The following is a 14,110-nucleotide window of genomic DNA, read 5'->3' on the forward strand; positions in this document are numbered from 1 at the left end:
CTGGGGATTGTTCGCGAATATTAATTCATCTACCCAAAAATCGGCTGTAAATTTAAAATAAAACCAGGGAGAACATCTTCACCAGATAAACTTGTAGGAGATTGTAAAACTTCTGGTACAAGATTTGGACGATAAATTATTACTTGTTTCTCTTTGGGATTAATTAACCAACCAAGTAATAATCCCGAAGCTAAGTATTCCAGCATTTTGGCTTGAGTGTCTTCCACATCATCAGTTTCGGAAACCAATTCTACTGCAAAGTCAGGACACAAAGGGAGATATTTTTTTCTTTGTTGTGGTGTGAGAGCATCCCACCGTTCCATCTTCATCCAAGAAGCATCAGGAGAACGAGTTCCACCATTGGGAAGTTTAAAACCAGTGGAAGAATCAAAGGCTTTTCCTAAATTTTTTTGGCTGTTCCAAAACCATAGTTGACCTAACAAATCAAAATTACGGTTTCCCGTTTCTCCTCCAGTGGGTGACATGATTACCAATTCTCCTTCAGCAGTTAATTCCAAACGCAACTCTTTATTCACAGCAACAATCTGCTCAAATTCCTCATCCGTAAATTTGAGATTAGGAGGTAATTGTAAAGTTAAAGCAGTCATAATTAATTCCGCTCCACCAAATTCTAGTTGCGTTACACCCATGCGCTGCCAATAGAGAAGACTAAACCTCTACCTCTACTTTACAATTTCCCCTAATAACTGCGTCCATGCTGCATTAATATAATCCTACGGCTTACCCGCAAGGGACTTCCAAATAAAAAATACTCAACTGCTTCTTGTGGGGTGGACAACATGAGCGCCTTTGTATATGGGCGATCGTGTTGCCCACCCCACAAGATTGGGTAAATTATTTGTTGGAAGTCCGCAACTGCCCAATGCCCAATGCCCAATGCCCAATTCCTAATTCCGCACTGTACAAAAAAAGCATCTTGTGTATTAAGGTAAATATGTCGTTTCAGGCTTTTAAAGGGCGCTTTTGATTGCTGGCGATCACCAAAATATGATTCAAAAACCTAGCCCGAAGCCTTGAAAACTATACCTGTTATTTTCGCTTTTCTGTCAATGCGTAAGTCCTAGAACTATAAAAATGGAGAGACTTACTTTTAATAGCTGTGGCGTGTAATTATATTAAGTTACTAGCAACTCGTTAGTATATGTACATAAAATCATTCCCAGATACAAAATTACTTCTAATGTTCACCAAGAAACTTACTCGATTTCGTAGCCTGGTGATTGTTTTATTCACTGGATGTCTAGTGTTCTTTCCCTCCCTGCTCTCTGGGTATTTCAAGCCAACAGTATATGCACAGTCCATAAAGTTACCTGCTGCCTATGTAGGAGTATGGGAAGGTAGAGGCGCTCAAAGTAATCAGGAATGGTCTATTTTAATGGCATTAACACCGGGAAATACTAAGGCTATTGTTGGCACAATGGCTTACCCTTCACTGGGTTGTGGTGGCGAATTAACGTTGCGTCATATTAATACGCAATCAATAGAACTGTCTGAGAAGTTAACCTTTGTCGGAAACTGTGTCAAAGATGGAACAGTTGTTCTACAGCCAGATTCAGGTGAAACGTTACAATATAAGTGGTTTTATTCAAATGGCAAACTAGCTGCCACTGGCAGCGTTCACAAAGTGAGTCAGAAATAGCAACTTTTACTGATGAGAACTCTATGACAGACACAGTTATGGAACCAGGGAATTTGTCCAGCAGGCTGCTGGACAAATTGCTAGTCAGGGTAGGCTTCCGCAAAAGCCCGCATATTGACTCGTGAACAACTATAAAAACTCCCAATGCCCAATGCCCAATTCCCATTAAATTTTAGGTGAGCTAAGGGCATTTAATAATAATAGTGACCACGGTATTTTAATATCGGGTATGAGCCATGAATAGTTTCTCAATAGTGGCAATGCAGTCGGTAGTAAAAAACGTAAAGAACGTAGCGATGCGGGCCGATCGCCATTTTCATCGACAATTCCATATTTATCAGCTAGTTCGGCAACAATCTGCACGCGTCCTGTATGGCGCATGATATTTGATTCACAAGCAAGGGCAGCGATCGCCCGTCCAGTAAATAAGGGAGTTTCCCAGTTGTAGCGATCGCTTATGAATGAGTTTTTTTGCTCAGTAGCATTGGTTTGATTCATCTCAGAAGCAAAACTGTCAAAAAGCTCAGTCCCAACAATACCCGGCCAAATTGAAACAGAAGCGACATTATAGGGTTTTAATTCAACAGCCATATCAGCTGCGAGGCGATCGCAAGCTGCCTTACCAACACCATAAGCTGCATTAAATATATAGGACATCCCCGCCCACGAGGAAATGGTGCAAATTAGTCCAGATTTGTGCTTGGTCATGATTCGAGCAGCAAAAACACTCGCAATATAGTGGCTACGAAGACCAACGTTGTTACTAGCATCCCAAATACTTGGTTCGCAATCCCAAAAGGGCTGCCCAAAAGCGTCTTTTACTGCCTGAACTCCTGAGTAAGCATTATTCACCAGTAAGTCAAGTTGTCCATCTTGCTCATCTTGGATGCGCTCAAACAGTAAACGCACCTGCTCATCGTCGCTGTGGTCTACTTGCACCGGAATGCACACACCACCGATTTTGTCAATAGCTGATTGGGTTTCACTAAGACTTCCTGAAACCGCATTACTAGAAGAGTTGTTGAGGCTGCGGCCTGTGACGTATACAGTTGCCCCAGCCTCAGCCAAACCAATAGCAATTCCTCTCCCAATTCCCCGCGTAGCCCCTGTCACCAATGCCACTTTATCTTCAAGGTGTTTCATAATCATTTTCCTCTGTCCTCTTTGCTCCCCCTGCCTCTTCTTCATCGGTATAGCCAAACACGCAAGAGTGAAAGCAGTTGTTCGGTATCTACGGGCTTGGTGATGTAGTCTGATGCACCGGCTTCAATACACTTCTCGCGATCGCCTTGCATGGCTTTAGCGGTCAGTGCAATAATCGGCAAAGATTTAAATTGCTCGTTTTGGCGGATTAAGCTTGTTGTTTCGTAACCGTCCATTTCTGGCATCATTACATCCATCAAAACCACATCAATATCTGGTGTATTTTCCAATAGGGTAATCCCCTCTCTGCCGTTTTCAGCGTATATCACTTGGATTTGATAACGCTCTAGCATACTTGTCAGCGCGAAAATATTACGCATATCGTCGTCTACAATTAGCGCTTTCTTGCCTGCGAGTAAGTAATCTATAGAATGCAGTTGTTCAAGTATTTGTCGTTTAGGTGCTGGTAAATTTGCTTGGATTCGGTGTAAAAATAATGCTGTTTCGTCGAGGAGACGTTCGGGCGATCGCACATCTTTAATGATGATCGTTTCGGCAATCCGCCTCAGTTCAGTTTCTTGGGCTTTGCTAATTTCTCTACCTGTGTAGACAATGATTGGCAATGTTTTACCGTTAGGTAAAAGTTTAATCCGATCGATCAGTTCAAACCCGGTCATGTCGGGTAGCCCTAAATCGAGGACAAGGCAATCAAAATGCTGGTTACGGATGGCTTCTAGGGCTTCTGTACCAGTAGCAACAGCAGTAGTAGAAACATCACTGTTGCCAATTAACTCGACAATACTAAGCCGTTGAGTGTCATCGTCTTCGACTACCAGTAAATTTTTGACCTGGCGCTCAACAAAACCTTTAATTTTGACCAATGCCTCAGATATTATCTCGCTGGTTAAGGGCTTTTGCAAATATGCGATCGCACCGAGTTGCAAACTACGTTGTTGCCCTTCTTCAACGGTCATAATGTGTACAGGAATGTGGCGGGTATTCGGGTCGTGTTTTAGACGATCCAATACCGTCCAACCATCCATTTCTGGCATTCGGATATCTAGCAAAACGGCTGAAGGTAGGAATTGTTGCGCTAATGATAAACCTGTACTGCCATTTTGGGCTGTTATCACTTTGAATCCGTGCTGTTGCGCCATATCTATGAGGATACGGGCAAAATTCACATCATCCTCGACAATTAACAAAACGCGATCGCCTATGGCAATAGTAGCGCGATCGTCATTTATCAGCGCTAAGGGTTGAGTTGGAAGTGAAGAGTGAGAAGTGAGGAGTGAGGGCTGATGAGTACTTAATTGTGTTGATGTAGATTCAGGATTTAATTGTGGGAAGAAGAATGTAAAGGTGCTACCTTGACCTGGTTGACTTGTAAGTTTAATTTCACCGCCAAAGAGACGGGCAATTTCGCGGCTAATTGATAAGCCTAATCCAGTACCGCCGTATCTGCGACTAGTAGAGCCATCGGCTTGCTGAAATGCCTCGAAAATAACTTTTTGCTTGTCGGGAGCGATGCCAATACCTGTATCGCTGACTGAGAAGGCGATGACATTTTGAGCTTGATTCAAAGTTGCTTGGTCGTTGCTCCATCCCTGTTTTGCTAGCGCAATCTGCAAGCGGACTTCACCTTGCTCTGTAAATTTAAAAGCGTTGGAGAGGAGATTTTTTAACACTTGTTGTAAGCGTTTGACATCTGTATAAATGGTTGTGGGCAATTCAGGAATAAATTCAATTATGAAGGCAAGTCTTTTGCTTTCAGCTATTTGCCGGAAGGTACGCTCAATTTGTTCGCCCAAGTCTACCAAGGGCATTTGGGTTATGTCAATCGACATAGTTCCAGATTCAATTTTAGCGAGATCCAGAATGTCATTGATTAACGTTAACAAGTCAGTACCGGCTGAGTAAATTGTCTGGCTGTATTCAACTTGCTTGGCAGTGAGGTTACGATCGATGTTATCTGTCAACAACTTCGCCAAAATTAATAAGCTGTTTAGCGGTGTCCGCAGTTCGTGGGACATGTTGGCGAGAAATTCTGACTTGTATTTTGAGGAAAGGGCGAGTTGTTCAGCCTTGTCTTCCAAAGACATTCTTGCTTGTTCTATTTCCCGATTTTTGCGCTCAACTTCTTTCTTCTGCATCGCCAACAACTCTGCTTTCTCTTCTAATTCGGCGTTGGTTTGTTGGAGTTCCTCTTGCTGTCCTTTGAGTAAATCTTCAGAAGTTTTGAGTGATTGGGCTTGTTGTTCTAGGCGCTTGTTGGTTTCGCGGAGTTCGCTTTGCTGAGTTTGGAGTTCTTCAGCCAAAGATTGCGACTGCTTGAGTAATTCTTCAGTTCGCATTGATGCTGCGATCGTGTTGAGGACGATCGCTATACTTTCGGTAAGCTGGTCGAAGAATGTCAGATGAATTTCGCTAAAGCGGCGGAAGGATGCTAATTCAATCACGGCTGTCACCTGTCCTTCAAAGAGTACGGGTAACACCACGGCATTTAGGGGCGTGGCTTCTCCTAAACCAGAGGAAATTCTGATATAATCGCTTGGCACTTCCGTCAACAGAATTCGCTCTTTTTCTAAAGCGCATTGTCCCACCAAACCTTCACCTAAGTGGAAACGGTTAGCTAGATGTCTGCGTTCCCGATAAGCGTAGCTACTAATTAATTTCAAATATGATGTATTTTCAGCAGACTCCATCAGAAAGAATACGCCGTGTTGCGCTCCTACCAAGGGTGCTAGTTCTGAGAGAATTAGTTTAGATACAGTTTCCAAGTCTCGCTGACCTTGCAGCATTCGGGTAAACTTGGCTAAGTTAGTTTTCAACCAATCTTGCTCAGTATTTTTCTGCGTTGTCTCCCGCAGATTGGCAATCATCTGGTTGATGTTGTCTTTGAGGATCGCTACTTCACCTAATGCTTCGACAGCAATTGAACGAGTTAAATCACCCTTAGTTACAGCTGTAGCAACTTCTGCGATCGCTCTTAACTGAGTTGTCAGTGTAGCAGCAAGTTCGTTCACATTATCAGTTAAATCTTTCCAAGTTCCAGCCGCGCCAGGGACTCTCGCTTGTCCGCCCAACTTCCCTTCAATTCCCACTTCTCGCGCTACTGTGGTTACTTGATTGGCAAATGTCGCGAGAGTATCAATCATTTCGTTGATTGTCTCTGCCAAAGTTTCAATTTCTCCTTTGGCATCTAACATCAGTTTCCGTTTTAAGTCACCGTTAGCAACTGCCGTTACAACTCTGGCGATACCGCGCACTTGTGCCGTTAAGTTCCCCGCCATCGAGTTAACATTGTCTGTTAAATCTTTCCAAGTCCCTGCAACACCTTGCACTTGGGCTTGTCCGCCTAACTTCCCTTCAGTTCCCACTTCCCGCGCCACCCGCGTTACTTCTGATGCAAAGGAACTAAGTTGATCCACCATTGTGTTGGTGGTGTTCTTCAAGTCTAAGATTTCACCTCTGGCATCGACGGTAATTTTCTTAGATAAGTCGCCATTGGCTACCGCCTTGGTAACTTCGGCGATGTTGCGAACTTGTCCGGTGAGGTTCCCCGCCATCGAGTTAACGTTGTCAGTTAAATCTTTCCAAGTTCCAGCAACTCCTCTAACGTAAGCTTGCACGCCCAATTTCCCTTCCGTTCCCACCTCACGGGCAACCCTGGTAACTTCTGATGCAAAAGAATTTAGCTGATCCACCATTGTATTAATGGTGTTTTTGAGTTCCTGAATTTCGCCTTTCACATCGACTGTGATTTTTTTCGATAAGTCACCGTTTGCGACGGCTGTCGTAACTTCGGCAATGTTTCGCACCTGTGCCGTCAAACTTCCCGCCATGAAGTTTACGCTGTCGGTTAAATCTTTCCAAGTGCCGGCTACACCTTTAACTTCTGCTTGTACGCCCAGTTTACCTTCAGTTCCCACCTCACGGGCAACTCTTGTAACTTCACTAGCAAAGGAATTGAGTTGATCTACCATCGTGTTGACGGTATTTTTCAACTCTAAAATCTCACCTTTGACATCAACGGAGATTTTTTTCGATAAGTCGCCATTAGCTACAGCTGTGGTAACGGCGGCAATGTTTCGCACCTGTGCCGTTAAGCTTCCCGCCATGAAGTTTACGCTGTCGGTTAAGTCTTTCCAAGTTCCAGCTACACCGCGCACATCTGCTTGTACGCCGAGTTTACCCTCACTTCCCACCTCACGAGCAACTCTTGTGACTTCACTTGCAAAGGAATTGAGTTGATCCACCATTATATTGATGGTATTCTTGAGTTCGAGAATTTCGCCTTTGACAGCAACAGTAATTTTCTTGGATAAGTCACCATTTGCGATCGCAGTTGTAACTTCGGCAATGTTCCGCACCTGTGCCGTTAAGCTTCCCGCCATGAAGTTTACGCTGTCAGTTAAATCTTTCCAAGTGCCGGCAACGTCTTTCACTTCCGCTTGTACGCCAAGTTTACCTTCAGTTCCCACTTCCCGGGCAACTCGCGTCACCTCACTTGCAAAGGAACTGAGTTGATCCACCATTGTATTAATGGTATTTTTCAACTCCAGAATTTCACCTTTGACATCGACGGTGATTTTCTTCGATAAGTCGCCGGTTGCAACCGCCGTAGTCACTTCGGCAATATTCCGCACCTGTGCCGTTAAACTTCCCGCCATGAAATTCACACTGTCAGTTAAATCCTTCCAAGTGCCAGCCACACCGCGCACTTCTGCTTGCACGCCCAACTTACCTTCGCTTCCCACCTCACGCGCCACCCTTGTTACTTCTGATGCAAAGGAATTGAGTTGATCCACCATTGTGTTAATGGTGTTTTTGAGTTCCAGAATTTCACCTTTGACATCGACGGTGATTTTCTTCGATAAATCGCCGGTTGCAACCGCCGTAGTCACTTCGGCAATATTTCGCACCTGTGCCGTTAAACTTCCCGCCATGAAGTTTACGCTGTCGGTTAAATCTTTCCAAGTACCCGCAACACCGCGCACATCGGCTTGGACACCCAGTTTACCTTCACTTCCCACCTCCCGCGCAACTCTTGTAACTTCACTTGCAAAGGAACTGAGTTGATCCACCATTATATTGATGGTATTCTTGAGTTCAAGAATTTCACCTCTGACATCGACGGTGATTTTCTTAGATAAATCGCCATTTGCGATCGCAGTCGCAACTTCGGCAATATTTCGCACCTGTCCGGTAAGATTACCCGCCATTAAGTTAACGTTATCAGTTAAATCTTTCCAAGTCCCCGCCACACCACGCACTTCTGCTTGTACGCCCAACTTCCCTTCAGTTCCCACTTCACGGGCAACTCTTGTTACTTCTGATGCAAAGGAATTCAGTTGATCCACCATTGTATTAATGGTATTTTTCAACTCCAGAATTTCGCCTTTCACATCCACAGTGATTTTCTTGGATAAGTCGCCATTCGCTACAGCCGTTGTCACTTCGGCAATATTCCGCACCTGTGCCGTCAAGCTTCCCGCCATGAAATTCACACTATCGGTAAGGTCTTTCCACGTACCCGCTACCCCCCGGACTTCTGCTTGACCGCCTAATTTACCTTCTGCACCCACCTCACGGGCAACCCTTGTTACTTCTGATGCAAAGGAATTAAGTTGATCCACCATGATGTTGACGGTGTTTTTCAACTCTAAAATTTCGCCTTTGACATCAACAGTGATTTTCTTGGAAAGGTCGCCATTTGCTACCGCCGTTGTTACTTCCGCAATATTACGGACTTGGGCAGTTAAATTTCCTGCCATCAAATTAACGTTATCAGTTAAATCCTTCCAAGTTCCTGCGACACCTTTAACTTCTGCTTGTACGCCCAACTTCCCTTCAGTTCCTACTTCACGGGCAACTCGCGTTACTTCACTCGCAAAAGAATTAAGTTGATCCACCATTGTATTGACGGTGTTTTTCAACTCCAGAATTTCGCCTTTTACATTCACAGTGATTTTTTTGGATAAGTCACCATTTGCGATCGCAGTGGCAACTTCGGCAATGTTGCGAACTTGACCGGTGAGATTACCCGCCATCAAGTTAACGTTATCAGTCAAATCCTTCCAAGTGCCGGCAACACCTTGCACTTGGGCTTGAACGCCTAACTTCCCTTCGGTTCCCACTTCACGCGCCACCCGCGTTACTTCACTCGCAAAAGAACCAAGCCGATCTACCATCGTGTTGACGATATTAGCAGTTTGGAGAAACTCACCTTGGAGGGGTCTGCCATCGATTTCTGTAGCGATCGTTTGGGATAAATCACCATTGGCAACCGCCCGAATTACGCGAGTAGTTTCAGCTGTTGGTTGAACTAAATCTGTAATTAGAGTATTGACAGAATTAACACAATCTGACCAAGAACCGCGAACATCTCCGAGAGAGGCGCGATCGGCAATTTTGCCTTCTTTGCCGACAACATTACCAATTCGCTGTAGCTCCGCCGCCATTCGCTCATTTTGATCGATAATATCATTGAGCGTGTCAGCTATTTTCCCGGCTACACCAGTATGGTCTATGGGCATCCGAGCAGAGAAGTCACCATGTTTAACAGCATTCAGCGTTCTTAGTAGTTGATTTAAATCTAGATTATCGCTGTCTCTAGTTAGCTGTTCGGTTGCCATAGCCTTATCCTTAATCTTGAATCTTGAGGAATTTTTTGTATTTTTTGTATCCCGTACCTAGTTAGAGAAATTTTAGGTAATGGTTATCAAAATAGAGAGTAGAAAATAAAAAGTAAATCAAACTAATTTTTATGGGTGCGAGTGTAAGCAGTTGATAAAGACTGCAAACTAAATGGTATTGCCATCGTATCTGACATACCACTTAGCTAATGATAGCTAGTTGGACTCTGTTATGCAGCATCAACTGTGGGCGATGTCTACCTGGGCGAATACAGCATCGCACAGTAAAACACAAGATGACAATTAACATTACATTTTATGATTTTTGGAATTTGAGGAAAGCAGCAAATCAATAAATTCTAACTGATAACTGAGGTTTGCTAAAGTCAGAAATATCCAGAAACTCCAAGGATTGGCAAATGGTTAGAGAGTACTCAGCCCAGAGATATCTGCCTCCGCTTGAAAGTGGCGATCGCTTAGGGAACTCCAAAAAATAAATTATTCAATTTGTCTACTCAACTACACTTCTTTCTTCCTTGTCTCCCTTGTCTTCCTTGTCCCCCTTGTCCCTCTGCGACGGAATATTTTTTTACTTGGAAATCCCTTAACTCTCAATACAGTTCAGATAAGGTTTTTTGATGACACGCCCTAGATCGCAAAGACGCGATAAATCGCCGTCTTTACAATAATCAGTCCAATGAACTCAGAGAAATTAAAGCGTGCTTAATCCGTGGCAAGCCGATTAACGAATAGTCACTGGGGATTCAAGCTAACTTTGAAGGATAAAAGAACGAACCGCAGAGGCACAGAGAACACAGAGACAAAGATTCTAAAACTTGGTTTACTCGGCAAAGTTGGTCTGACAGAGTACTAGGTTAGGCAACGCGGAAGCTAACCAGTGCGATCGCTAACCCGCATTGACAGTTAGATTACAATCTAGGTATAGTTTCTCTGACTGGAGTTGTTCATCGGGTGATTCAATCCGATTCAATGACAAAGCACACCAGACAAGTATTACTCAGTGCCCTCAAGATAGTTGTCTTATGCCTGACACTATTCCTACTATGGACAAGCAATAGTTGGGCACAAATCATTACTGACAGCAAAATTGCTCCCCTAATTGAGAAGCTAATAGATAACGATGCCCACATCCGTACCATTGCAGCAGATGCATTAGTTAATATGGGTTCGTCAGCAGTGCCATCTCTGATTGAGGCTTTGAAAAATCAGGATAGTAATCTTCGTTGGCACGCTGCTTCGGTTTTAGGGGATTTGGGTGCAGAAGCAGCACCAGCTGTCCCGGCTTTGAGTGCGGCATTGCAGGATGAGGATGGACAAGTCCGCCTCTACGCCACCTTAGCTTTAGGAAATATTGGTACAGCAGCAAAAGCAGCAGTTCCATCCTTGATGGCGGCATTACAAGACAAGGAGCAATATGTTCGTATTTATGTTCCTTCTGCACTTAGGAAAATTGGTGTAGAAGCGAAAGTAGCTGTTCCAGTCTTAACTACTGCCTTAAAAGATAATAACCCTACAGTACGTTATAATGCCGCCTACGCTCTGGGTGCAATGGGTACAGAAGCAGTATCGGCTGTCCCGAATTTAATTATCTTGTTGAATGATAACCTTTCTTACGTGCGTTTAGGTGCTGTCAAGGGTTTGGGAGGAATAGCAGCAGGCTTTCAGGATAAAGCAAATGCTTTACCTAGCTCAAAGTTGCAGAAAGTCATCTTAGACTTTGAACAGGTATTGACAAAAATACAAGAATACAAAGATAAATTCACAGAAACCGACATTAGGCTGATCCGTCGCCCTCTGAATGCCCTGAAAGCAGAAAAAGAAACTCGCCTCTTTGATAGATTTCTAGAATCGCTATTTAAGCATAAATTACTCTTAGGAATTGCCGCCTACACGATTTTATTGCCTTCTCTATGGTTAATTCTCTTGCGGGTAGCGCCTTTATGGTTGCTGAAAATTAACAACGCCCTCAAACCCTACACAGATTTTTCCCTACCATTTATCAGTGTTAATGTACCTCTGCGATATGTGCTATTTGTTGGCTGGTTTCATTACCATCCCAGAGTATTAGATGCGTGGGTAGCTAAATACATCAAATCAGCCCGCGAACAATTTCCCAAAAAGGATACAGTTAGCAGTCGCGCCTGTTACATTCCCATTCCGGTTGTTCTAGATGGTGCAACAGTTCCGCAACTTTCTTTCGAGAATTTGCGCTCAACTTTCGATAAACAACGTAGCTGCCTCGTAATCAACGGGGAAGGGGGTGTAGGTAAAACCACTGTAGCCTGTCAAATAGCTGGCTGGGCAATGGCAGAGGCTGAAGACACACGACTCTGCAAACATTTGATGTTACCAGTGTTGTTGGAAGAAGAATTCCGGGTATCTGAAGGGAAGTTGCCACTTTTATCAGCCATCAGAGGACAGTTGCAAGCTTTAATTGATGAGCCAGAGCCGATTTGTCAAGAATTACTGTTACGTTTGTTAAGAAAGAAACGCATTCTAGTGATTATAGATCGTTTCTCAGAAATGAATGCCACTACACGAGAAGCAATTGAACCGGAGTCGCCAGAGTTTCCGGTGAATGCATTCGTGATTACTTCCCGAATTGACGAAAAGCTGGGGCGGATTAATAAGACGATAATTAAACCTCTGCGGATTGAGGCTAATAAACTATCGTCCTTTATGGAAGCTTATCTGATGCAGCGAGGTAAACGCGATCGCTTTACTGACCAGGAATTTTTTGACGCTTGTAACCGTCTTTCTCTGATGGTAGGTCAAAACAATATCACTGTTTTGCTAGCGAAACTTTATGCTGAACAGTTAATCGCCAGTAAAGACGTTGCATCTAATATTTCTGCGTTACCAGAGAATATTCCCAATTTGATGCTGGGTTATATCAATGAACTCAATCGTGATGTTACAGACGATCGATTTGACGATCGCACTGTGCATCAAGATGCTAAAACTATAGCCTGGGAATGCTTGCAGCAAAGTTATCAACCAGCAACCGCCAAGCGTGCAGATGCCATTGCTGCATTAGCCGATTTGGGTATTGATGACCCCGAAGCACACCTTGATTATCTGGAAAAGCGCCTGCACTTAATTCAAACTATTGGTTCTGCTAAAGATAGAATCCGTTTTTGTCTTGACCCTTTGGCTGAGTATCTTGCAGGTTGGTATTTAATAGAATTGTATGGGAATAACGATGGCAAATGGCGATCGGCTTTTTTCAAAAAGGCAGACGATTTAGTTAAAACAGGCAGACAAGATACCATCAAAGGCTTGTTGTTAGCGGTGCGAGATTGCTACTTATCTGAGGTTCAAGGTACCAAAGAAACTGACTTTGTACCCCAGAAGTTGGGTAAACTGGCTGGGTTTACACTTCCAGCCAATACACCTGCTACTACTGTGCAAACACTAATACCATGAACGGCATTTTTCAATTTATTAAAATTTATCTGCATCCCCTCATCAGCCCTAATAATAAGTTTCCAATTGCAGATAATATGACATCCATTGCATATTTTCAATGATTATACTCACTCGACCGGCGTTCGCTACTGTTTCCTAAGAGCGCCAATCGAGTGTGCTTGCTATTTGATGACTACGGCTAAATCAAAATTAGTGATTGTTCTGATTTTGAGAATGGAAGGGACAACCACCTGCCGTTAATTTTTGCAGAAAGACATTATTATCAAAATAATGCTCTAAAGACTCAATCTTTAAGTCATTAGTCACGCGAGCAATACTAACTCCTACAATTTCTACTGTTTCACCTGTGGGTGCATAGTCTTTATAGGAACCATTAAATGTTCCCCAATGTCGCCACTTAAAGGTAACATTAGGCGGCCCCGAAAGAACTTCTGTTAATTCCCAAAGAAAGCCATTAGGAAAAGCATTATGAAAAACTTGAAATGAAGATTCAAAGGTTTCTGTTTCGGAGCTATACTGGTCACTTTCACCCAAAAACAGGTTATAAGTACCTTCAACTGCAACATCCTGAGCAGTGAATTGTTGTCCCCCATTGGTACTCATCTTAAACTTATCAGCAACAATTGAGAGCCACTGTTGAGGATTAGATTTATTAGAAGCTTCCATCTCAAAATTTCGGACTAAATTTTGGGCGATCGCTTCTAAAGAACCTTCTGGATGCTGAAATTTACTCTCTTGATGAAGAAATTCATTGGTGTATGAATAATCTGGGCGTTTTCCTTCTCGCCACTGTACTTCTTCATCATGAGCAATGACTATATCTCTATCTTGTACCCAGAGTGGCAATTCTGTTGTTTTTTCGCTACTCATACAAGCTGACTGATTATAAACATCGTTTCTCAGAATAAAGTTTTATGCATACAAGTCAATTGAAAAATCTAAAAAAGTAAACAATATTCATAATCAGGGTATAAGCCTGCAAACAGTTGACAATTTACAGAACCCACAACTGTATTATCAATCTCTGCAATAAAAGCCTTATAAAACAAATCTCGACGCGCTTCTTCTATAAATTTGAGGGTAATATTTTGCCAATCTAGAAGGATATTACTCTCATCAACACCAATATTTAGCCACATTTGGTAGAGAGCATCCCACTTTTTTGTATGTCATTGCGAGCGAAACGAAGTGAAGCGAAGCAATCGCAAAATCCCCCAAC

General features: G+C 43.2%; 7 protein-coding genes. 2 read left to right on the plus strand and 5 right to left on the minus strand.

Going from position 1 to position 14,110, the window contains the following annotated elements; translation table 11 throughout:
* Window positions 1-29 precede the first annotated feature (29 nt).
* Window positions 30-608 (minus strand): Uma2 family endonuclease, encoded by a 579-nt coding sequence (locus tag CDG79_RS17550; RefSeq protein WP_094343305.1) that lies wholly within the window; start codon window positions 606-608, stop codon window positions 30-32.
* Window positions 609-1,201: 593 nt separating this feature from the next.
* Here CDG79_RS17550 and CDG79_RS17555 point away from each other — a divergent pair.
* The gene (locus CDG79_RS17555; protein ID WP_143855504.1) at window positions 1,202-1,660 is read left to right on the plus strand and encodes a hypothetical protein; all 459 of its coding nucleotides are present in this window, start codon (window positions 1,202-1,204) and stop codon (window positions 1,658-1,660) included.
* Between the two features lie 165 nt (window positions 1,661-1,825).
* On the opposite strand, the gene CDG79_RS17560 is transcribed toward CDG79_RS17555, so the two are convergent.
* Both CDG79_RS17560 and CDG79_RS17565 read right to left on the minus strand, forming a co-directional pair.
* Entirely contained in the window at window positions 1,826-2,803 is a 978-nt protein-coding gene (locus CDG79_RS17560) for an SDR family NAD(P)-dependent oxidoreductase (RefSeq protein WP_094343274.1), read from the minus strand.
* 41 nt (window positions 2,804-2,844) lie between these two features.
* Window positions 2,845-9,441, minus strand: a complete 6,597-nt coding sequence (locus CDG79_RS17565) for a HAMP domain-containing protein (protein ID WP_094343275.1) — start codon at window positions 9,439-9,441, stop codon at window positions 2,845-2,847.
* A 990-nt stretch (window positions 9,442-10,431) separates the two neighbouring features.
* Here CDG79_RS17565 and CDG79_RS17570 point away from each other — a divergent pair.
* Window positions 10,432-12,888, plus strand: coding sequence for a HEAT repeat domain-containing protein (locus CDG79_RS17570; protein ID WP_094343276.1), 2,457 nt, complete (start codon window positions 10,432-10,434; stop codon window positions 12,886-12,888).
* 192 nt (window positions 12,889-13,080) lie between these two features.
* Here the strand turns inward: CDG79_RS17570 and CDG79_RS17575 are convergent, their stop codons facing one another.
* Complete coding sequence (locus CDG79_RS17575; protein ID WP_094343277.1) at window positions 13,081-13,761, minus strand: SnoaL-like polyketide cyclase; 681 nt, start codon at window positions 13,759-13,761, stop codon at window positions 13,081-13,083.
* A 68-nt stretch (window positions 13,762-13,829) separates the two neighbouring features.
* A complete protein-coding gene (locus CDG79_RS17580) occupies window positions 13,830-14,030 on the minus strand; it encodes a hypothetical protein (RefSeq protein ID WP_094343278.1) in 201 nt (66 codons plus the stop codon).
* Window positions 14,031-14,110 lie beyond the last annotated feature (80 nt).

The organism is Nostoc sp. 'Peltigera membranacea cyanobiont' 232, from assembly GCF_002245985.1.
Classification (GTDB): Bacteria; Cyanobacteriota; Cyanobacteriia; order Cyanobacteriales; family Nostocaceae; genus Nostoc.